Below are 20029 nucleotides of genomic sequence, written 5' to 3'. Positions count from 1 at the left end.
TCTCCGTACGGGATCGGTTCACCTGCGCAGACGTGCGGCTGCCGGTGCGCCAGACTGAGCCCATGACCGAGGCCGCCGTGCCCACGAGCCGGCCCTGGGCGAGCCGCCGAGCCGTGGCGCGGGCCGCCGCCGGGGTGTTCGCGGCGGCCACCGCGGCGCATCTGGCCGGGCAGCTCGCCGGTGTCGCGTGGCTCGTACACGGGACCAAGCCGCTGCTCATGCCCGCCCTCGCCGCGTACGCCGCCGCCCGCGGCGCGCCGCGGGCGCTGGTCGCCGGGCTGGGCTTCGGATGGGCCGGGGACGTGCTGCTGCAGGTGGGCGGGGACGTGCCGTTCCTGGCCGGGATGGGGGCGTTCGCCGCCGGGCACGTGTGTTACCTGACGCTGTTCCGGCGCGCGGTCCGGCTGCCCCGGATACGGGAGCGGCGGCTCGTCGTCGCGTACGTGGCCGCCTGGGGCGCCGCCGTCGCCGCGCTGTGGCCGGGGCTCGACGCGGGGCTGCGCGGACCGGTGGCCGGGTACAGCATGCTGCTCGCCGCGATGGCGCTGTGGGCCGCCCGGTACGGGCCGCGGGCGGGCGCGGGAGGCGCGCTGTTCCTGCTCTCCGACACCCTCATCGCCACCGACCTCGCCGACTGGCCGCAGTTGCCCGCCGCCGGGTTCTGGGTGATGGCGACCTACGTGGGCGCCCAGTACCTCATCGCGGACGGCGTGCTGCGCGGCTGTGCACCCGCCGCGGCAGGCGGTGACGACCGGGCCGCAGCCGTTGCAGACCTGGCCGCGGACGGCGAAGGCCCGGCCGCGGCGCCCTGAGGCACCGCGGCCCGGCCCGGCGGCCGGTGGCGGGGTTACGTCACCGGCCGGCCCTCACTGCTGTACCGCGTCGTACGCGTCCACGATCCCGGCCCCGTAGAAGCCGTTGTCGTGCTTGCCTTCGGTGCAGGTGGAGTCCTCCACCCCGTTGCCGTCCGGGTCGTAGAAGTCCGGGCAGCCCGGGTTGTCCGCCTGCGCCTTCATCATCCGGTGCAGCGCCGAGGGCGACAGCCCCGGGTGCGTGCTCTTCAGGAGCGCCGCCACGCCCGAGGCGTGCGGGCTGGCCATCGACGTGCCCTGCAGCCAGCCGTACTCGTTCTCCGGCAGCGTCGACAGGATGCGGCCGTTCTTCGACGGCGTCTCCGGGATCTGGTAGCCGTCACCGCCGGGCGCGGCGAGGTCGATGACGCCCTGCCCGTAGCTGCTGTAGTACGACTTTTCGTCGTTCACACCGGTCGCCGAGACGGTCACGATGCCCGGCAGTTGCGTCGGCACGTCCCAGCACTCGGACGGGTCGATGGTGCGCTCCACCGGCGTGCTGTCGTCAGGGCTGGAGTCATCCGTCAGCTCGTCGGAGGCCAGGTCGTCGTTGGAGTTGCCGGCCGAGGCGAAGTGCAGGGTGCCCTTGCCCATGGCGTACAGCGAGGCCCGGTTGACCGCGTCGACGATGGCCCGCTGGTCGGGGTCGTCGAGGCAGTTGTAGAGCCACGGGTCCACGTAGTAGCTGTTGTTGGTGATCTCGATGCCGTTGTCGCCGGCGAAGACGAAGGCGCAGACGACGGCCTCGGCGAAGAACAGCGCGGTGTCGGGCTCGCTCACCTTCAGCGAGGCGACCTGCACGCCGGGCGCGACACCGGCCACGCCGACGCCGTTGCGCGCGGCGGCGATCTCGCCCGCGACGTGGGTGCCGTGGTAGTCGCCCGCCGGGTCGTACGGCCGCCAGGCGCCCTCGGTGGTGTCGGCGACGCCCCCGACGCAGTTGGCGGACTGCTCGGCGGAGAAGTTGGCCGCGAGGTCGGGGTGGGTGTCGTCCACGCCGGTGTCGATGACGCCGACGGTCACGTCACGGCTGCCGGTCGAGACCTGGTGCGCCTTGTCGGCGCCGATCGCCGGCAGGTCCCACTGCTCGTTCTCCAGCGGCTCGACGTCCGCGTCCTGCGAACGGGCCCGGGCGGCGCCCTCGTAGACCTCCGGCGCGCTGGTCTCCAGCGTCCCCGACGGCGTCAGCGGCGCGGTGCGGGTCGCACCCGCGGACTGCACGCCGCGCACGTCGCGCAGCTCCGCGGCGAAGTCCGGGTTGGTGGAGTGGGCGACGAACACGCCGATCTTCTTGTGCGTGACCACCACCGAGCCGTCCGCGTCGGCGATGGCGTCCGTGACCCGGGCGATCGTCTTGCTGTCGGTCTTCGTGTTGACCACGTACGAAAGGTTCTCGCCGGCCGCGGTCCCGGCGCTGCTGCCGGGCTCCGGGGCCGACGCGGCTGAGGCCGTCCCCGGCACGAGGCCGAGCGCCGCCGCGAGGGTCAGCCCGAGGGGCACCGCCAGCAGGCGCCGGTTGCGGGGTCGGAGATGAGCCATGGGATCTCCAGATCATCAGTCAGGAATCCGCCGCGGACAGGTGCCGCGGTCAGGTACACGGCAAGCGAAACTAGCGCTGATCACCCGCGCCCATCAATACATCAGCGTGCAGTGTCTTTGCTCGTGTCGAGCACGCCGGGCGCTTCGGGCCCCGCCGCCACCCGCGTATGACGGAACGTTTCCTCGCGCAATGTCGACAAACTGTCCAGTGTCGGTGGCCTGACGTAGGCTGCCAGAGGCCGGGTACCGCCGTGGGAGGGGCCTTCTCCATGCTGCGTGACACCTATGGACGCGTCGCGACCGATCTGCGCGTCTCACTCACCGACCGCTGCAACCTGCGGTGCACCTACTGCATGCCCGAAGAAGGGCTCCAGTGGCTCAGCAGACCAGAACTGCTCACCGACGACGAGATCGTCCGCCTCGTCCGCCTCGCGGTCACCGAACTCGGGGTGACCGACGTGCGCTTCACCGGCGGCGAGCCGCTGCTGCGCCCCGGGCTCACCGGCATCGTCGAGCGCTGCGCCGCGCTTGAGCCCCGCCCCAGGCTCTCCCTGACCACCAACGGCATCGGCCTGGAGCGTACGGCACCCGCGCTCAAGGCCGCCGGCCTGGACCGGGTGAACGTCTCGCTGGACACCCTCCGGCCCGACGTGTTCCAGCGGCTGACCCGCCGCAGGCGCCACGGCGACGTGCTCCGCGGCCTCGCCGCCGCCCGGGCCGCCGGTCTGGAGCCCGTGAAGGTCAACAGCGTGCTGATGCCCGGGTTCAACGAGGACGAGGCCCCCGACCTGCTCGCCTGGGCCGTCGCCGAGGGGTACGAGCTGCGGTTCATCGAGCAGATGCCCCTCGATGCGCAGCACGGCTGGCAGCGCGAGGGCATGATCACCGCCGGCGACATCCTCGCCTCCCTGCGGACGCGCTTCGCGCTGACCCCCGAGGGCGATGCGGCGCGCGGCTCCGCGCCCGCCGAGCGCTGGCTCGTGGACGGCGGCCCGGCCCGCGTCGGCGTCATCGCCACCGTCACCCGGCCCTTCTGCCGGGCCTGCGACCGCACCCGGCTCACCGCGGACGGGCAGGTGCGCAACTGTCTGTTCGCGCGCGAGGAGACCGACCTGCGCGGCGCGTTGCGCTCCGGTGCGCCGGACGGGGAGATAGCCCGGCTGTGGCGGGAGGCGACGCGGGGCAAGAAGGCGGGCGCGGGCCTGGACGACCCGTCGTTCGTCCAGCCGGACCGGCCGATGTCCGCAATCGGCGGTTGACGCGGCGCAGCCGGAGACCCCCCTGCGCGCAGGCCCTCAGTCCCGCAGGCCGCAGACCCTCAAGCCGGCGCCGGGCCCGGCCCGCTCTCGCCGCCGGAGCCGGCGGAGTCGCCGCCCGTTTCCGCGCGCTTCTCCGCCTCCTGCCAGTCCGCCAGCGTGACGACCTCCTTGAGGAAGCCGCGTACGCCGAGGAAGCGGCTCAGATACTCGCGGTGCTCCTCGCACGCGAGCCACGTCTTGCGGCGCTCCGGCGTGTGCAGCTTCGGGTTGTTCCAGGCGAGCACCCACACCGCGGGCGTACGGCAGCCCCTGGCGGAGCAGATGACAGCGGGATCGGCGGTGTTCACGAGGTCCCAGCCTACGACCCTGAACAGGGGCGACGCCGGGCAGCCACGGGGGGAGCTGCCCGGCGTCGGTCCGTCGCTCCGACGGGGGATGCGGAGCGCGTACGAAGTATGTCACGCGAGGAGGGTCGCCCGGCACCGGATCGGCATATTTGATTTGAGGTTTTTCTGAGCTTGGGCAGATCGTGATCAAAAGGGCGGCGGAGTGCTCTCCCCGGTCGTCGACTCACGCCCGGCCGGGGCCGGTTCACCCGGGACATCGGTCCTGCGTGCGGTGCGCGGCGGCGAGGAGATCACCGTGCGCTGCGGGCTGACCACGAAGGCGGACGGCAGTGAAGGGACGTTCTCCCGGCCCGCGTTCGCGATGACCACAGCGAAGTACGGGATGAACATGCCGAGGACGAGCGCGACGGCCGCGATGTGCCGCTCGACGTTCCAGAGCAGCGCGGCAGCCACCACCGAGACCGCCCGGACCGACATGGAGATCACGTACCGCCGCTGCCGGCCGCGTACGTCGTCGTCCAGGCTCTGCCGCGCACCGGTGATCCGGAACACGTCGGCATCGCCGCGGCGCTTCCGCTTCACTCTCCACCCCCTGCCACTGGGTACGTTCCCAAGGTACGCCGGGAACACTCTCCCTTCGAGGTGGGGGCGGCACATACCGCCGCATAACCCGAACGGCTCTGGCCGGAATGCACCGCCCTGGCTGCCGCAAGAAACTGGCACCGCGGGCGGATCCCGCCGCACGAGGAGGCGACATGAACTGGCTGTGGGCCATCATCGTGGGCCTGGTCCTGGGCGTCATCGCCCGGATCATCCTGCCCGGCAAGCAGGCCATTCCCCTCTGGCTGACCACCGTCTTCGGCATTGTCGGCGCCATCGTCGGCAACGCCGTGGCCTCCGGGATCGGCGTGGACGACACCAAGGGGATCGACTGGATCCGGCACATTCTGCAGCTCGCCGGCGCCGTGGCCCTCGTGGCCCTGGGCACCCCGCTGTACGAGGAGATGCGCGGCCCCAGGAAGCGCAGCACCCGCTAGCGGCAGCCCGCCCCCGCGCCCGCCTGCACCGGCGCGCGGGGGGCGAGTGCTGTCAGCCGGTCGTCGGGGCCGCCAGCTCGATCGCCGCCAAGTTGCGCTTGCCGCGGCGCAGCACCAGCCAGCGCCCGTGCAGCAGGTCCGCCGGGGCCGGCACGGCGTCCTCCGCCGCGACCTTCACGTTGTTCACGTACGCCCCGCCCTCCTTGACCGTCCTGCGGGCCGCCGACCTGCTCGGCGCCAGGCCCACCTCGGCCAGCAGCTCCACCACCGGGCCCAGCTCGCTGACCCGCGCGTGCGGCACCTCGGCCAGCGCCGCCCGCAGCGTCGCCTCGTCCAGTTCGCCCAGCTCCCCCTGCCCGAACAGCGCCCGCGACGCGGCGATCACCGCGGCGCACTGCTCCGCGCCGTGCACCAGCGTCGTCAGCTCCTCCGCCAGCGCCCGCTGCGCGGCCCGCGCCTGCGGGCGCTCCTCGGTCTGCCGCTCCAGCTCGACCAGCTCCTCGCGGCTGCGGAAGCTGAGGATCCGCAGGTAGCGGGAGACGTCGCGGTCATCGACATTCAGCCAGAACTGGTAGAAGGCGTACGGCGTCGTCAGCTCCGGGTCGAGCCAGACCGCGCCGCCCTCCGTCTTGCCGAACTTCGTGCCGTCGGCCTTCGTCATCAGCGGCGTCGCCAGCGCGTGCACCACCGCTTCCGGCTCGACCCGGTGGATCAGGTCGGTGCCCGCCGTCAGGTTGCCCCACTGGTCGCTGCCGCCGGTCTGCAGCGTGCAGCCGTGCCGCCGGTACAGCTCCAGGAAGTCGAGACCCTGCAGGATCTGGTAGCTGAACTCGGTGTAGCTGATGCCGTGCTCGGACTCCAGCCGGCGGGCGACGGCCTCCTTGGCGATCATCTTGTTGACCCGGAAGTGCCGCCCGACGTCGCGCAGGAACTCGATCGCGGACAGCCCCGCGGTCCAGTCCAGGTTGTTGACCATCCGGGCGGCGTACGGGCCCCCGAAGTCGAGCAGCGGCTCGATCTGTGCGCGTACCCGCTCCACCCAGCCGGCGACGACCTCCGGAGCGTTGAGCGTGCGCTCCGCGTCCGGCTTGGGGTCGCCGATCTGGCCCGTCGCGCCGCCGACCAGCGCCAGCGGCCGGTGCCCGGCCAACTGGAGCCGGCGTACGGTCAGCACCTGCACCAGGTGGCCGACGTGCAGGCTGGGCGCCGTCGGGTCGAAGCCGCAATAGAACGTGACGGGACCGTCCGCGAGCGCCTTGCGCAGGGCGTCCTCGTCGGTGGACAGGGCCAGCAGCCCGCGCCACCGCAGCTCGTCGACGATGTCCGTCACGTCTCTCATATCTCCTAGGTCTCGCCCGGTCCCGGTTAGGTCTCGCCCGGTCCCGGTCTGCTCCCGGTCCCGGTCTCGTACGCAGCCGCACCCGCGGCTGCGTACGAGGGTAATGCCGCCTACACGCCCTTGCTGACGGAGCTCATGTTGAAGTCGGGGATCCGCAGCGGCGGCATCGCCGCCCGCGTGAACCAGTCGCCCCACTCGCGCGGCAGCGTCCGCTCCGTGGCCCCCGCCTCGGCCGCGCGCCCCAGCAGGTCGACGGGCGACTCGTTGAAGCGGAAGTTGTTCACCGCGCCGGTCACCTCGCCGTTCTCCACCAGATAGACGCCGTCCCGGGTCAGCCCGGTCAGCAGCAGCGTCGCCGGGTCGACCTCGCGGATGTACCACAGGCACGTCAGCAGCAGCCCGGGGCCGTCGTGCCCCAGGCCCGCGACCATCTCGTCCAGCGACTTCGTGCCGCCCGCGTCCAGCACCAGGTTGTCCGCCTCGGGGGTGACGGGCAGGCCGGTGAGGTCCCCGGTGAAGCGGTTGGTCAGCAGGTGCCGCAGCGTGCCCTCGTGCAGCCAGTCCGTGGGCCCGAGCGGCAGCCCGTTGTCGAAGACCGACCAGTCGTTGCCGGAGGTGTGCGCGATCACGAAAGGCGCCGACTCCAGCCCCGGCTCCGCCGGATCGCTGCGCAGCGTCAGCGGCAGCCCGGCCAGCTTCTCGCCGACGCGCGTGCCGCCGCCCGGCTTGCTGAACACCGTGCGGCCGTCGTGCGCGTCACGGGCGGAGGCGCACCAGAACATGTAGACCAGCAGGTCGGCCACCGCGCTCGGCGGCAGCAGCGTCTCGTACCGCCCGGCGGGCAGCTCCACCGCGCGCTGGGCCCACGCCAGCCGCTGCGCCAGCTCCGCGTCCAGCTCGGCTGTCACGTCGGCGGTCACGTCGGTGAAGTCCCGGGTCGAGCGGCCCGCCCAGGCGGACTTCGTCCGGTCCGGGGACTTGGCGTTCACCTCCAGCGTGCCGGTCGGCTGGTCGTGGCGCAGCCGCAGCCCGGTGGAGGTGCCGAGGTAGGTGGAGGTCACCATGTGGTTCGCGAAGCCGTAGAGCTGCCGGCCGCCGGCCCGCGCGCGGGCGAAGGACTCGCCGAGCGCCGGCGCGAAGGCGGCGAACACGCCGGAGGAGGTCTCCGCCGGCGGCGCGGTGAAGCCGGCCGACGACGGCACGCCCTCGACCAGCGGGCGGGCGTCCTCCGCCGGGCCGCTCGCCCGCGCCGCCGCCTCCGCGGCCCGTACCAGCGGCTCCAGGTCATCGGCGGTGACCGCGGTGCGGGAGACGACGCCGGAGGCCGTGCCCTGACCGCCGTCGACGGTGGCGATGACGGTGAGCGTACGGCCGCGGGTCTCGCCGTTCGTCGTCAGGGCGTTGCCGGCCCAGCGCAGGTTCGCGCTCGACTCCTCGTCGGCGATCACGACGCAGCCGTCGGCACGCGACAGCTCCAGGGCCCGCTCGACGGTCTCGTGAGGCTCGGTCGTCCGGGTCGTCCGCGTCATCGGCCGGCCTCCTGGGTGGTGTTGAGGATGTTGACGTTCCGGAAGAGCGCGGACGGGCAGCCGTGCGAGACGGCCGCGGCCTGGCCGGGCTGGCCCTTGCCGCAGCTGAACGTGCCGCCGAGCACGTACGTCTCCGGGCCGCCGATCGCCGACATCGAGCCCCAGAAGTCGGTGGTCGTGGCCTGGTAGGCCACATCCTTGAGCTGGCCCGCCAGCCTGCCGTTCTCGATCCGGTAGAACCGCTGACCTGTGAACTGGAAGTTGTAGCGCTGCATGTCGATCGACCAGGAGCGGTCGCCGACGACGTAGATGCCGCGCTCCACCTCGCCGATCAGCTCGTCGGTCGTCGGCCCCTCGGGCGCCGGCTGCAGCGAGACGTTCGCCATGCGCTGCACGGGCACGTGGGCGGGGGAGTCGGCGAAGGCGCAGCCGTTGGAGCGGTCCGCGCCGGTGAGCTTCGCGATCCGGCGGTCCGTCTGGTAGCCGACGAGCACGCCCTCGCGGACCAGGTCCCAGGACTGCGCCTGCACGCCCTCGTCGTCGTAGCCGATGCTGGCGAGCCCGTGCTCGGCGGTGCGGTCACCGGTGACGTTCATCAGGCCCGAGCCGTACCGCAAGTGGCCGAGCTGGTCGAACGTGGCGAAGGAGGTGCCGGCGTACGCGGCCTCGTAGCCGAGGGCGCGGTCCAGCTCGGTGGCGTGGCCGACGGACTCGTGGATCGTCAGCCACAGGTTCGACGGGTCGACCACCAGGTCGTACGAACCGGCCTCGACGCCCGGCGCCGCCATCTTCTCGGCGAGCCAGCCGGGGATCTGCGCCAGCTCCGCGTCCCAGTCCCAGCCGGTGCCGGTCGCGTACTCCCAGCCGCGGCCGGCGGGCGGCGCGAGGGTGCGCATCGAGTCGAAGTCGCCGGAGTCGGTGACCGTCACCGCGGTCAGCTCCGGGTGCATCCGCACCCGCTGCTGGGTGGTCGAGGTGCCGGCGGTGTCGGCGTAGAACTTGTTCTCCTGCACCGCCAGCAGCGAGGCGTCCACGTGCGAGACGCCGGGGGCGCCGAGCAGCCGCTCGCTCCACTCGGTCAGCAGTCCGGTCTTGTCGGCGTCCGGTACGTCGAAGGGGTTCACGTCGTACGCGGAGACCCACGTCTGCTCCGCGTGCACCGGCTCCGGCGCCAGCGCGACCCGCTCGTCCGCCCCGGCCGCGGCGATGACCTGCGCCGACAGCTTCGCCATCGCCACCGCCCTGGCGGCGACCTGCGCGGCGGCGTCCATCGTCAGATCGACCCCGGCGGCGAAGCCCCAGGCCCCGCCGTGCACCACGCGCACCGCGTACCCGAGGTCGGTGGTGTCCGTGGTGCCCGCCAGCCGGGCGTCCTTCAGCCGCCAGGCGGCGCTGCGCACCCGCTCCAGGCGGAAGTCCGCGTGCTCGGCGCCGAGCGCCCGGGCCCGCGCGAGCGCGGCGTCCGCGAGGGCGCCGAGCGGCAGCGCGAGAAACGCGTCGTCGAGGGAATGGACCGACTTGCTCACGTTCTGCCCTCCGGTCGGTGGTGGGTGGAAGTGCTGTGGTGGTGTCCGCGCGGGGCCGCGTCCGGGACCCCGGCCGATCATGCCCGAGCGGATGCCCGGTGCCCAGCGGGTTTCTGTGAGAACCCCACAAGTGTCCGCCGCGGGCCTGTGTGGGGGGCGGAATGCCCGTGGCGCGTCCCGTACCGATAGCTTCTCGGGTGAGGAGTCCTGGAGAAAGTCCGGGATGCACCTGGGAGAAGGGATGGGTCCTTGAGCCGCTCGGTTCTGGTCACCGGAGGCAACCGCGGTATCGGCCTCGACATCACCCGCGCGTTCGCCGAGGCGGGCGACAAGGTCGCGTTCACGTACCGCTCCGGCGAGCCGCCCGCGGCGCTGGTGGAGCTGGGCTGTCTGCCGGTGAAGTGCGACATCACCGACACCGAGCAGGTCGACCGGGCGTACAAGGAGGTGGAGGAGCAGCACGGCAACGTCGAGGTGCTGGTGGCCAACGCCGGTGTCACCAAGGACCAGTTGCTGATGCGGATGTCCGAGGAGGACTTCACCTCCGTCCTCGACACCAACCTCACCGGCACCTTCCGCGTCGTCAAGCGCGCCAACCGCGGCATGCTGCGGGCCCGCAAGGGCCGCGTCGTGCTCATCTCCTCCGTGGTGGGCCTCATGGGCTCCCCGGGCCAGGCCAACTACGCCGCGTCCAAGGCGGCGCTCGTCGGCTTCGCCCGCTCGCTGGCGCGCGAGCTGGGCTCGCGCAACATCACCTTCAACGTCGTCGCGCCCGGCTTCGTCGAGACCGACATGACGCGGGCGCTGTCGGAAGAGCGGCAGGCGGAGATCGTCGCGCAGGTGCCGCTCGGCCGGTACGCGAAGCCGGCGGACGTCGCCGCGGCCGTGCGGTTCCTCGCCTCCGACGACGCCTCGTACATCACCGGAGCCGTCATTCCCGTGGACGGCGGATTGGGCATGGGTCACTGAGCACCATGAGCGGAATCCTCGACGGCAAGCGCGTCCTCATCACCGGCGTGCTGCTGGAGTCGTCCATCGCCTTCCACGCCGCGAAGCTGGCGCAGGAGCAGGGCGCGGAGATCATCCTCACCGCGTTCCCGCGGCCCACGCTGACCGAGCGCATCGCGAAGAAGCTGCCCAAGCCGGCGAAGGTCGTCGAAGTCGACGTCACCAACGACGAGCACCTGGCGCGGATCGAGGGCGTCGTGCGCGAGGAACTGGGCGGGCTCGACGGCGTCGTGCACTCCGTCGGCTTCGCCCCGCCGGACGCGCTCGGCGGCAACTTCCTGCACACGCCCTTCGAGTCCGTCGCCACGGCCATGCACGTCTCGGCGTTTTCGCTGAAGTCGCTGACGATGGCCTGCCTGCCGCTGATGCAGGGCGGCGGGTCGGTCGTCGGGCTCACCTTCGACGCGCAGTACGCCTGGCCGCAGTACGACTGGATGGGCCCGGCGAAGGCGGCGCTGGAGGCCACCAGCCGCTATCTGGCCCGCGATCTGGGCAAGGAGAACGTCCGCTGCAACCTGGTCTCGGCCGGGCCGATCGGCTCCATGGCGGCGAAGTCCATCCCCGGCTTCTCGGACCTGGCGGACGTGTGGAACACGCGCTCGCCGCTGGAGTGGGACATGGCGGACCCGGAGCCGGCGGGGCGCGGGATCGTGGCGCTGCTGTCGGACTGGTTCCCGAAGACGACCGGCGAGATCGTGCACGTCGACGGCGGCGTGCACATGATGGGCGCGTAGCCGGGAGCGCACCGGCGGTTTTCCCACGGCCTGCACCGGTCTCCAGGGCGGATCTGTACGGCGGACGGGCGGCTCCCGCGCGGGGTCGCCCGTTCGGCGTAGGCCGGTGCGCCGCGGGCGGGGCGGCGGCGCACGCTGGAGGGGCAGTTACCGTCCCCTTGTGGTGCAGCAGCGACGCGCGTGCGCGGGCGTCGCCGTACGGCCGAGGAGGTTCCGTGGTGCGTGAGGGCCTGCCCCGCTCCGGCCGCCGCACCCAGGGTTTCGCCCGCCGCCGTACGCGCCTGGCCGCGGCGGTCGCCGTCGCCGCCGTGCCCGTGCTCCTCCTGCCTGCGGCCGGCCGCGCGGTCGCCGCCGGTGCCGCCGGCGATCGCGGCGGGCCGGTGGAGGCCGAGTGCCGCACCGCCGTGACCGGGTCGGTCGTCACCGCCCGCTGCTACAACGCCGGGCCCTACGCCGACGCCGTCCAACTGCACATCGAGTGCGCCCGGTGGTGGGATCCGGACGTGGACGGGATGCGGATGCGGCTCGACCCCGCGGAGAGCGGCGAGATGAGCGACCGGTGCTGGTTCGGCGTCGCGCGGGCGTGGGTCAGCCACGAGCCGATACGGGACGTACCGGGCGGTTAGCTGTTACGTCCCCTCTGGCGCCTCTTCTGCGGAGGCCCCCGTCAGCCGCCGAGCGCCGGCTCCGGCATGCAGCCGTGGGCGTGCCGGCCCGCCTCCGCCGCCGCCGTCTCCGCGTCCCCGGCGCGGATCGCCGCCACCATCCGCCCGTGGTCCAGATGCTCCGCCGGCAGCAGCACGTCGCCCACCTTGGAGCGCAGTGTCGTGCGCACGACCTCGCCGAGGTCGGCGTAGACCGCCGTCAGGACCTCGTTGTGCGAGGCCGTGGCCACCGCCAGATGCAGCGTCGCGTCCGCGTCGACGAACGCCGCCGCGTCCCCCGACTCCCACGCCTCCTCGCGGCGCCGCAGCAGCAGCTCCAACTGCGTCATCTCCGCCTCCGTGCGGCGCGCCGCCGCCAGCCGCGCCGCCTGCGCCTCCAGCGCGCTGCGCAGCTCGGCGACGTGCCCGGGACTGGCCCCGGCGAACCGGCGCTGCATCACGCCCGCCAGCTCGCTGGTCGCGGCGACGTAGGTGCCGGAGCCCTGCCGGATGTCGAGCAGGCCGTTGTTCGCGAGCGCCCGCACCGCCTCGCGGAGGGTGTTCCGCGCGACGCCCAGTTGCTCCACGAGTTCCGGCTCGGTCGGGATGCGGCTGCCGACCGGCCATTCGCCCGCGGTGATCTGCGTACGCAACTGGGCGATCACCTGGTCGGTGAGGCTCGACCGGCGCGGCGACGTCAGTGCCATGTCTCTCCCGTGTGCGTGATACGGAGTGGACAGCCATTCATCCAATGATTCTATGATGGGCCGCATGCCACGCCGCAGCATTCTCACGAAACCCGCCGAAACCCCGGGCACGACGACCGGGGCGGCGCGGGCCGCCGGGCCGGCAGCAGGCCCGGAGCCGGCGTCCGCGCCGCGGGTGGCCCCGGGGCTGCTGTGGCTCCTGGCCCCCGCGCTGCTGCTCGCGGCGGTCAACCTGCGGCCCGCGATAGCCTCGCTCGGCGCGCTCCTGGAGGACGTACGCACCGACATCGGCATGAGCGGCACGGTCGCCGGGCTGCTCACCTCCATGCCGGCGCTCTGCTTCGCCGTCTTCGGCAGCCTCGCACCCCGCTTCGCCCGCCGCTTCGGCCCCGTGGCCGTCGTCACCGGCGGGCTCGTCGCGATCACCGCCGGCCTGGCGCTGCGCCCGCTGTTCGGCAACACCCCCGCGTTCCTCGCCGCCAGCGCGCTGGCGCTCGGCGGCATCGCGGTGGGCAACGTTCTGATCCCCGTCATCGTCAAACACTGGTTCCCGACCCGGGTCGGCTCGATGACCGGGCTCTACTCGATGGGCCTGGCCCTCGGCACCGCCTCCGCCGCCGGCGTCACCGTGCCGGTGAGCGAGGCACTGGGCGGCAGTTGGCGCCTGGGGCTCGGCGTCTGGGCCGCCGTCGCGGCGCTCGCCGTGGTGCCGTGGGCGGTGCTGTCGCGCGGGTCGCGCCGCGCCGGGTCCGCCGAAGGCACCGGCGCCGCTGCGGGCGCCGCAGACACCCGGCCCGCCGGGAACGCCGACGCCGGGGAGCCGCCGGCGGAGCCGGCGCGCCCGATCCGTATCACCGCCAGCCCCACCGCGTGGGCGCTCGCCGTCTTCTTCGGCCTGCAGGCCACGGCCGCGTACGTCACCCTCGGCTGGCTGCCGCAGATCTACCGCGACGCCGGCGTGCCCGCGTCCACCGCCGGCCTGCTGCTCGCCGTCGCCATGGGCATGGGCGTGCCGCTGGCCTTCGTGCTGCCGCGGATCGCGGCCCGGCTGCACCACCAGGGGCCGCTGGTCGTGGTGCTCGGCGCGTGCGGCCTCGGCGGCTACGCGGGGCTGTGGCTGGCGCCCGCGGGCGGCGCCTGGGTGTGGGCCCTGCTGCTGGCCGTGTCCAACTGCGCCTTCCCGCTGGTCCTCACCCTCCTCGGGGTACGGGCCCGCAGCCACGCCGGCCTCGTCCGGCTCTCCGCCTTCGCGCAGAGCACCGGCTATCTGATCTCCATCCCGGGCCCGCTGGCCGTCGGCGCGCTGTACGGGGCCACGGACGGCTGGAACGTCCCGCTGGCGGTGCTCGCGGGCTTCATGGTCGCCCAGGTGGCGGTGGGGATCGTCGCCGGACGCAACCGCGTGGTCGAGGACGAGGTCTGACGGCTCCGACGGCGGGTCCCGGCGGCGCCCCGGTGCTGCGGGCCGCGGGCCTCAGGGCGAGGCGATCGTGGCGATGACGCCGATGACCACCGTGATGGCGAGCATCGCGCCGAGCACGTAGAGCAGCTTGCGCTGCCCGTTCTGGGGGTTCGGGTCGAGCACGGGCATACGCCCAGTCTCGCATCCCCGCCCCGCGGCCCCGCACGAGGGCGCCGTCGGACGCCCGGGGTGGTGCTAGCCCCACCCTCCCCTAGGGGGCCAGGGTCAGGGGGAACTGGGTGGGTCACCGGATGGGACGGGCGGCCCCGGGTCCGTAGGTTCGAAGTGCCACGAAGGACCCGACGTTCGAACGACCCCGCGGAGGCGAAGATGTCAGCCGGTGCCCACACCCAGCCCGCACCGCCGGCGCAGCGCTGGCTGCCGTGGTGGTCCCTCGCCCTGCCCGTCCTGGCGTTCACCGTGCTCCTCGCCCTGCGGCTGTCCTGAACCGCTGGTCGCCGCCGCCGGCGGGCGGGCGGGCCCGTCACTCCTGGCGGGAGACCCTGCGAACTGCCCGGACCCGGCGGCCGGTTTCGTGCGAAGCTGAGCTTATGAGCGCAGGAACGTCCCGCAGCATCGTTCTTCTCCGACACGCCAAAGCCGACTGGGCCCAGGACTCCGACCACGAACGCCCCCTCGCCGAGCGCGGCCGGGCAGACGCCCCCGCCGCCGGAGAGTTCCTCGCGGCCCACGAATTCGTCCCCGACCTGACCCTCTGCTCCAGCTCCAAGCGCACCCGCGAGACGTGGAAGCTCGTCGTGGGCAAGCTCCCCCGACGGCCGCGGACGGTGTATGAGGAGCGGCTGTACGAGGCATCGCTCGGCGAGCTGATCCAGGTGCTGAACGAGGTCCCCGACGACGTCTCCACGCTGCTGGTCATCGGCCACAACCCCGGCATGCAAGGTCTCGCCGACGCCCTGGCGGGCTCCGCCGAGGGGGACACGCTGACCAGACTGAGCCGCGGTTTCCCGACGTCGGGCGTGGCCGTCGTGGAGTTCTCCGGCTCGTGGAAGTCCGTGGAGCACGGCGTGGGCCGGCTCACCGAGTTCTGGGCACCGCACCAGCAGTGAGCCCGGTCCTGGGCGGGTCCACACGGGCCGCCCCGGACCGCGCGTGCCCACGCCGTCCCGCCGGGACGCCGGCCCTCTGCCTCTGCCCCTCCCGCTCCCTCAGCCCTGCTTGCCTGCCTGCCTCTTCCCCGCTCAGCCCGCGAGGTCCCGGCGCAGATACTCCGCCGTCGCCGACTCCCCTGTACGGGCCAGCTCCGTCGGCGTGCCCTCGAACAGCACCCGGCCCCCGTCCCGCCCGCCGCCCGGACCCAGGTCGATGACCCAGTCCGCGTGCTTGACGACCTCCCGGTCGTGCTCGACCACGACCACCGTGCCGCCCCCGTCCACCAGCCGGTGCAGCAGCGCGGTCAGCCCCTCCACGTCGGCCATGTGCAGCCCGGCGCTCGGCTCGTCGAGGACGTACACGGCGCCCGGCAGCCGCAGCCTGCCGGCGAGCTTGAGGCGCTGGCGCTCGCCGCCGGACAGGGAGGCAACGGACTGGCCGAGCGCGACGTAGCCGAGCCCCACCTCGGCGAGCGGGGCGAGCAGGTCCGCGATCCGCGCCTCCTCGGCGCCGCCCGCCGCGAGGAAGTCCGCGGCCTGCGCCGCCGTCATCTCCAGCACGTCGGCGATGGAGCGGCCACGTACCGTGTGGGCCAGCGCCTCGGCCCCGAAGCGCCGTCCGCCGCACGCCTCGCAGCGCCTGCTGACCGGGTCCATGAACGCCAGGTCGGAGACGATGACGCCGCGGCCCCGGCAGGTCGAGCAGGCGCCGCGCGAGTTGAAGCTGAACAGCGCCGCGGACGCCCCCGTCGCGCGGGCGTAGTGGCGGCGCAGCGGGTCCATCGCGCCGAGGTACGTCACGGGGGTCGAGCGGGACGAGCCGGTGATCGCCGACTGGTCGACGACGACGGCCACGCGGCTGCCCGGAGCCCCGGCCGGATCGCCCGGTACGGCGTCCGCCCCGTCCGCGTAGCGCCGGACGAACTCCGCGACCAGCGTGCTCTTGCCCGACCCCGCGACCCCCGTCACCGCCGTCAGCACCCCGAGGGGGAACCCGACCGTGACGTCCCGCAGATTGTGCGCCGTCGCACGCTCCACCGGCAGGAAGCCCTTCGGGGTACGCACCCGCGTGCGCAGCGGCACCGTGCGCCCCCACCGGCGGCCCGTCGGCGTGTCCGCCGCCGCCAGCTTCGCCGGCGGCCCCGCGAACACCACCTCCCCGCCCCGCGTCCCGGCGCCGGGGCCCATGTCCACCACGTGATCGGCGATCGCGATGACGTCCCGGTCGTGCTCCACGACCAGCACCGTGTTGCCCTTGTCGCGCAGCTCGCGCAGCAGTCCGGTGAGCTGGTGCACGTCCCGCGGGTGCAGGCCGGTGCTCGGCTCGTCGAACACGTACGTCATCCCGGTCAGGCTCGACCCGAGCTGCCGTACGACCTTCAGCCGCTGCCCCTCCCCGCCCGACAGCGTCGACGTTGCCCGGTCCAGGCTCAGGTACCCCAGACCGACGCCCACCAGCCGCTCCAGCGTGCTCACCGCCGCCGCGGCGACGGGGCCGCCCACCGGGTCGTCGAGCTGCTTCAGCTCCGCCAGCAGGTCCCCGGCCTCCAGCGCGGCCAACTCGGCGATGTTCCGCCCCCGGATGCGGGCGGCGAGCGCCGCCTCGTTCAGCCGCGCCCCGCCGCAGCGCGGGCACGGCGCCTCGGTGACGACGCGCAGCACCTCGGCCCGGGTCCGGCCGGAGAGCGCGGCGACGTCCCGCCTGAGGTAGAGCCGGCCGAAGCGCTCGACCAGGCCCTCGTACGCGTTGTGCCCGTCCGCGCCGGTGCTCTTGACGCGGCGCGGCACCCGGAAGCCCTTGCCGTGCAGGAGCAGCTCCCACTCACGCGCGCCGTAGCGTGCCAGCGGCAGGCCGGGGTCGAACAGGCCCGACTCGGCGTACGTCTGCCACCACACCGAGCCGACGCCGAACGGCGCAAAGCGGATCGCGCCGTCGTTCAGCGACTTCGACCGGTCCAGGAACCGGTCCAGGTCGAGGCTGACCACCTTGCCGAGCCCGTCGCAGCCGGGGCACATCCCGCGCGGATCGTTGAACGAGTACGCGCTCGCCTCCCCGGCGGACGGCGTGGCGCAGCGGGAGAACAGCACGCGCAGGACGGCGTAGACGTCGGTCGCGGTGCCGACGGTGGAGCGGGCCCCGCCGCCGAGCGGGCGCTGGTCGACGACCACGGCGGGGGTCAGGTTCGCCAGCTCGTCGGCCCGCGGGCGCTCGTGCCGCGCCAGGCGGTTGCGTACGAACCACCCGAAGGTCTCGCCGAGCTGCCGCTGCGACTCCACCGCGAGCGTGTCGAAGACGAGGGAGGACTTGCCGGAGCCCGACACCCCGGTGAAGACGGTGATCCGGTCGCGGGGGATGTCGAGGGAGACGTTGCGGAGATTGTGCTCGCGGGCCCCGGTGATACGAATGCTGTGCTGAGGTGCCATGACCTCGAAGCTACGGGCGAAGGAGGTCAGAACATGTCCGCCTTCTCGGTCATGATCGAGGGATGAGCGACACCCCCGCACGGCTGCTGAAGCTGCTGTCCGTGCTGCAGAGCGGACGCGAGCACAGCGGCCCCGAGCTGGCCGGCCGCCTCGGCGTCAGCGTGCGCACCGTACGCCGCGACGTCGACCGGCTGCGCGCGCTGGGCTACCCCGTGGACGCCAGCGTCGGCGCTCTCGGCGGCTACCGGCTCGCCGCGGGCACCGCGATGCCGCCGCTGCTGCTCGACGACGACGAGGCCGTCGCCGTCGCCGCCGGGCTGCGCGCCGTGGCCACCGGGGGCGTCGCGGGGATCGGGGAGACGTCCGTACGGGCCCTCGCCAAGCTGGAACAGGTCCTCCCGGCGCGGCTGCGCCGCCGCGTCGCCGCGCTGAACCAGGCCACGGTGCCGCTGGCCGTGAGCCCGGCGGGCGCGGTGGCGGCGGCCGGGGCGCCGGTGGACACGGAGGTGCTGGCGACGCTGGCCGGTGCGGCGAGCCGGGGGGAGGGGCTGCGGTTCGGCTACCGGGGCAAGCGCACGGGCGCGGCGGAGGCCGCCGGGCCGGCCGCCGGGCCCGTCGGCGAGCCGCGCGGCCCGCACCGCGCCGGGCCCGCCGCGGGCGCCGCGCGCCGGCACGTGGAGCCGTACCGGCTCGTCAGCACCGGTCAGCGGTGGTATCTCGTGGCGTACGACCGCGACCGTGCCGACTGGCGCAGCTTCCGCGCCGACCGGATCGACGACCCGCGGCCCACCGGCGTCCGCCACCCGCCGCGCGAGCTGCCCGCCGCGGACGCCGCCGCCTTCGTAGCCGAGTCCATCGCCGGCCACCGGGGGCGCTACCGCGCCGTCGTCACCCTGCACGTACCCCTCGAAGAGGCCGTACGCCGCCTCCCGCGGGGCGCCGGACTGCTGGAGCCGGCCGGGCCGGGGCGCTGCACGCTGGTCACCGGCGGCGACGCGCTCGACTGGCTGGCCGTGCGGATCGCGCTGCTCGGCGTGGACTTCGAGGTGCGCGAGCCGCCCGAGCTGGCGGACTTCCTGCGCGGCCTCGGCGACCGCATCACCCGGTCGTGTCCGCCGCCTCCACCTCGTCGCGCGTGATGCCCAGCAGGTAGAGCACCGTGTCGAGGAAGGGCACGTTCACCGCCGCGTGCGCGGCCTGCCGGACCAGCGGCTTGGCGTTGAACGCCACCCCCAGGCCCGCCGCGTTGAGCATGTCGAGGTCGTTCGCGCCGTCCCCGATCGCCACCGTCTGCGCCAGCGGCACGCCGGCCTCGGCGGCGAAGCGGCGCAGCAGCCGGGCCTTGCCCGCCCGGTCCACGACGGGCCCGGTGATCCGGCCGGTGAGCTTGCCGTCGGCGATCTCCAGGGTGTTCGCGGCGGCGAAGTCCAGCCCGAGGCGGTCCTGGAGGTCGTCGGTGATCTGCGTGAAGCCGCCGGAGACCACCCCCACCTGGTAGCCGAGGCGCTTGAGCGTACGGATCAGGGTGCGGGCGCCGGGCGTCAGCCGTACCTCCTCGCGCACCTTGTCCACCACCGACTCCTCAAGACCCGCCAGCAGCGCCACCCGGGCGTGCAGGGACTGCTCGAAGTCCAGCTCGCCGCGCATCGCGGCGGCGGTCACTCCGGCGACCTCGGCCTCGCAGCCGGCGTGCGCCGCGAACAGCTCGATGACCTCGTCCTGGATGAGGGTGGAGTCGACGTCCATCACCACGAGCCGCTGGGCGCGGCGCTGCAGCCCGGACGCCACGACGGCGACGTCCACGCCGAGGCGGGCGGCGGCTATGGCCAGCGCGGTGCGCAGCTCCTCGGTCGCGGTGCCGGAGACCTCGAACTCCACGGCGGTGACGGGGTACTTCGCGAGCCGGAAGATGCGGTCGATGTTGCCGCCGGTGCCGGTGATCGCGGCGGCGATGCCGGCGGTCGACTGGGCGGTCAGCGGCTGCCCGAGCACGGTCACGTGGGAGCGGCCGGGGGCACGCGGCTCGTTGTCGCCGGTGCCCGAGATTATCTCCGCCTCCAGGCGCATGGAGTCCGCCCAGGAGTGGATCGTCGCGCGCAGTTCGCCCTCGGTGGCGCCGACGGGCGGGGTGACCAGGGCGCACAGGGTGATGCGACCGCGGGTGACGATCTGCTCGATGTCGATGACCTCGACCCCGTAGGCGGCGAGAGTGTCGAAGAGGCCGGCGGTGAGGCCGGTGCGGTCGCGGCCGAAGATCTTGACGAGAAGCGTGCGGGCGGCGGTGGTCATGGTGAGACCACGGTATCGCGGTGGGGCCGCCTGGCGGCCGGGCGGGTCGGGGTCGCGGCGGGGGTCGGCGGGCCCGCTGGGCTGGGAGGTTGCGGTGGGGGATACGTGCGGTTGCCGGGGGCCGAACGGGCGGGGGAGGGGCGCCGGGGTCCTGCCGCCGGCGCGGGCGGCCTGCCGCCTCCCGCCCGGGCCTTCCCGCCCGCGCTTTCCGTCACCGTGCGT

General features: G+C 73.8%; 19 protein-coding genes. 9 read left to right on the top strand and 10 right to left on the bottom strand.

Annotated features, from left to right (window positions below; translation table 11 throughout):
* The first annotated feature begins 62 nt into the window (after positions 1-62).
* Positions 63-812 (top strand): lysoplasmalogenase, encoded by a 750-nt coding sequence (locus B124_RS07135; protein WP_496501825.1) that lies wholly within the window; start codon positions 63-65, stop codon positions 810-812.
* Between the two features lie 54 nt (positions 813-866).
* On the opposite strand, the gene B124_RS07130 is transcribed toward B124_RS07135, so the two are convergent.
* Positions 867-2390, bottom strand: coding sequence for a S8 family peptidase (locus B124_RS07130; protein ID WP_496501824.1), 1524 nt, complete (start codon positions 2388-2390; stop codon positions 867-869).
* Positions 2391-2659: 269 nt separating this feature from the next.
* Between B124_RS07130 and moaA the strand changes: the two genes are divergently transcribed.
* Positions 2660-3649 (top strand): GTP 3',8-cyclase MoaA, encoded by a 990-nt coding sequence (moaA, locus tag B124_RS07125; protein WP_496501823.1) that lies wholly within the window; start codon positions 2660-2662, stop codon positions 3647-3649.
* A gap of 59 nt (positions 3650-3708) precedes the next feature.
* On the opposite strand, the gene B124_RS07120 is transcribed toward moaA, so the two are convergent.
* Both B124_RS07120 and B124_RS07115 read right to left on the bottom strand, forming a co-directional pair.
* The gene (locus B124_RS07120) at positions 3709-4023 is read right to left on the bottom strand and encodes a hypothetical protein (protein ID WP_496502029.1); all 315 of its coding nucleotides are present in this window, start codon (positions 4021-4023) and stop codon (positions 3709-3711) included.
* Positions 4024-4182: 159 nt separating this feature from the next.
* Positions 4183-4578, bottom strand: coding sequence for a DUF3099 domain-containing protein (locus tag B124_RS07115; protein ID WP_496501822.1), 396 nt, complete (start codon positions 4576-4578; stop codon positions 4183-4185).
* Positions 4579-4751: 173 nt separating this feature from the next.
* Here B124_RS07115 and B124_RS07110 point away from each other — a divergent pair, with 173 nt between their 5' ends.
* A complete protein-coding gene (locus tag B124_RS07110) occupies positions 4752-5033 on the top strand; it encodes a GlsB/YeaQ/YmgE family stress response membrane protein (protein WP_496501821.1) in 282 nt (93 codons plus the stop codon).
* Positions 5034-5085: 52 nt separating this feature from the next.
* On the opposite strand, the gene tyrS is transcribed toward B124_RS07110, so the two are convergent.
* From tyrS to B124_RS07095, 3 genes are all read right to left on the bottom strand, one after another.
* Positions 5086-6363: a tyrosine--tRNA ligase gene (gene tyrS / locus B124_RS07105; RefSeq protein WP_496502028.1), complete on the bottom strand. Its 1278-nt coding sequence runs from the start codon at positions 6361-6363 to the stop codon at positions 5086-5088.
* 119 nt (positions 6364-6482) lie between these two features.
* The gene (locus B124_RS07100) at positions 6483-7901 is read right to left on the bottom strand and encodes a metallopeptidase TldD-related protein (RefSeq protein ID WP_496501820.1); all 1419 of its coding nucleotides are present in this window, start codon (positions 7899-7901) and stop codon (positions 6483-6485) included.
* Positions 7898-9427: a TldD/PmbA family protein gene (locus B124_RS07095; protein ID WP_496501819.1), complete on the bottom strand. Its 1530-nt coding sequence runs from the start codon at positions 9425-9427 to the stop codon at positions 7898-7900. The genes B124_RS07100 and B124_RS07095 overlap by 4 nt, the downstream gene beginning before the upstream one ends.
* A 249-nt stretch (positions 9428-9676) precedes the next feature.
* Here B124_RS07095 and fabG point away from each other — a divergent pair, with 249 nt between their 5' ends.
* The 3 genes from fabG (at position 9677) to B124_RS07080 (ending at position 11795) form a co-directional block, all read left to right on the top strand.
* Positions 9677-10396, top strand: a complete 720-nt coding sequence (gene fabG, locus B124_RS07090; RefSeq protein WP_496501818.1) for a 3-oxoacyl-[acyl-carrier-protein] reductase — start codon at positions 9677-9679, stop codon at positions 10394-10396.
* A gap of 5 nt (positions 10397-10401) precedes the next feature.
* A complete protein-coding gene (fabI, locus tag B124_RS07085; protein ID WP_496501817.1) occupies positions 10402-11169 on the top strand; it encodes an enoyl-ACP reductase FabI in 768 nt (255 codons plus the stop codon).
* Between the two features lie 215 nt (positions 11170-11384).
* Positions 11385-11795 (top strand): hypothetical protein, encoded by a 411-nt coding sequence (locus tag B124_RS07080; protein ID WP_496501816.1) that lies wholly within the window; start codon positions 11385-11387, stop codon positions 11793-11795.
* 41 nt (positions 11796-11836) lie between these two features.
* On the opposite strand, the gene B124_RS07075 is transcribed toward B124_RS07080, so the two are convergent.
* Positions 11837-12520, bottom strand: a complete 684-nt coding sequence (locus tag B124_RS07075; RefSeq protein WP_496501815.1) for a FadR/GntR family transcriptional regulator — start codon at positions 12518-12520, stop codon at positions 11837-11839.
* 52 nt (positions 12521-12572) lie between these two features.
* Here B124_RS07075 and B124_RS07070 point away from each other — a divergent pair, with 52 nt between their 5' ends.
* Positions 12573-13943 (top strand): CynX/NimT family MFS transporter, encoded by a 1371-nt coding sequence (locus tag B124_RS07070; protein ID WP_496501814.1) that lies wholly within the window; start codon positions 12573-12575, stop codon positions 13941-13943.
* A 51-nt stretch (positions 13944-13994) separates the two neighbouring features.
* On the opposite strand, the gene B124_RS07065 is transcribed toward B124_RS07070, so the two are convergent.
* Positions 13995-14111 carry an SGM_5486 family transporter-associated protein gene (locus B124_RS07065; protein ID WP_018835810.1) on the bottom strand — a complete coding sequence of 39 codons (117 nt, stop codon included), beginning with the start codon at positions 14109-14111 and terminating at the stop codon, positions 13995-13997.
* A 422-nt stretch (positions 14112-14533) separates the two neighbouring features.
* Here B124_RS07065 and B124_RS07060 point away from each other — a divergent pair, with 422 nt between their 5' ends.
* A complete protein-coding gene (locus B124_RS07060) occupies positions 14534-15052 on the top strand; it encodes a SixA phosphatase family protein (RefSeq protein WP_496501813.1) in 519 nt (172 codons plus the stop codon).
* Positions 15053-15184: 132 nt separating this feature from the next.
* Here B124_RS07060 and B124_RS07055 read toward each other — a convergent pair whose 3' ends face one another.
* Positions 15185-17518 (bottom strand): ATP-binding cassette domain-containing protein, encoded by a 2334-nt coding sequence (locus tag B124_RS07055; RefSeq protein ID WP_496501812.1) that lies wholly within the window; start codon positions 17516-17518, stop codon positions 15185-15187.
* A gap of 62 nt (positions 17519-17580) precedes the next feature.
* On the opposite strand from B124_RS07055, the gene B124_RS07050 reads away from it, so the two are divergent.
* Positions 17581-18657: a helix-turn-helix transcriptional regulator gene (locus B124_RS07050; RefSeq protein ID WP_496501811.1), complete on the top strand. Its 1077-nt coding sequence runs from the start codon at positions 17581-17583 to the stop codon at positions 18655-18657.
* Here B124_RS07050 and serB read toward each other — a convergent pair.
* The gene (serB, locus tag B124_RS07045) at positions 18617-19807 is read right to left on the bottom strand and encodes a phosphoserine phosphatase SerB (protein ID WP_496501810.1); all 1191 of its coding nucleotides are present in this window, start codon (positions 19805-19807) and stop codon (positions 18617-18619) included. The two genes, B124_RS07050 and serB, sit on opposite strands and share 41 nt — an antisense overlap.
* Positions 19808-20029 lie beyond the last annotated feature (222 nt).

Source organism: Streptomyces sp. CNP082, assembly GCF_059570535.1.
The sequence above is the reverse complement of the archived record's forward strand: the minus strand, read 5'-3'. Positions and strand labels throughout refer to the sequence as shown.

What these genes read in the sequence shown, in the direction of transcription:
- B124_RS07135 (WP_496501825.1), top strand. Translation starts at nt 63, where the DNA reads ATGACCGAGGCCGCCGTGCCCACGAGCCGGCCCTGGGCGAGCCGCCGA.
- B124_RS07130 (WP_496501824.1), bottom strand. Translation starts at nt 2,390, where the DNA reads ATGGCTCATCTCCGACCCCGCAACCGGCGCCTGCTGGCGGTGCCCCTC.
- moaA (WP_496501823.1), top strand. Translation starts at nt 2,660, where the DNA reads ATGCTGCGTGACACCTATGGACGCGTCGCGACCGATCTGCGCGTCTCA.
- B124_RS07110 (WP_496501821.1), top strand. Translation starts at nt 4,752, where the DNA reads ATGAACTGGCTGTGGGCCATCATCGTGGGCCTGGTCCTGGGCGTCATC.
- B124_RS07100 (WP_496501820.1), bottom strand. Translation starts at nt 7,901, where the DNA reads ATGACGCGGACGACCCGGACGACCGAGCCTCACGAGACCGTCGAGCGG.
- fabI (WP_496501817.1), top strand. Translation starts at nt 10,402, where the DNA reads ATGAGCGGAATCCTCGACGGCAAGCGCGTCCTCATCACCGGCGTGCTG.
- B124_RS07075 (WP_496501815.1), bottom strand. Translation starts at nt 12,520, where the DNA reads ATGGCACTGACGTCGCCGCGCCGGTCGAGCCTCACCGACCAGGTGATC.
- B124_RS07070 (WP_496501814.1), top strand. Translation starts at nt 12,573, where the DNA reads ATGATGGGCCGCATGCCACGCCGCAGCATTCTCACGAAACCCGCCGAA.
- B124_RS07065 (WP_018835810.1), bottom strand. Translation starts at nt 14,111, where the DNA reads ATGCCCGTGCTCGACCCGAACCCCCAGAACGGGCAGCGCAAGCTGCTC.
- B124_RS07060 (WP_496501813.1), top strand. Translation starts at nt 14,534, where the DNA reads ATGAGCGCAGGAACGTCCCGCAGCATCGTTCTTCTCCGACACGCCAAA.
- B124_RS07055 (WP_496501812.1), bottom strand. Translation starts at nt 17,518, where the DNA reads ATGGCACCTCAGCACAGCATTCGTATCACCGGGGCCCGCGAGCACAAT.
- B124_RS07050 (WP_496501811.1), top strand. Translation starts at nt 17,581, where the DNA reads ATGAGCGACACCCCCGCACGGCTGCTGAAGCTGCTGTCCGTGCTGCAG.
- serB (WP_496501810.1), bottom strand. Translation starts at nt 19,807, where the DNA reads ATGACCACCGCCGCCCGCACGCTTCTCGTCAAGATCTTCGGCCGCGAC.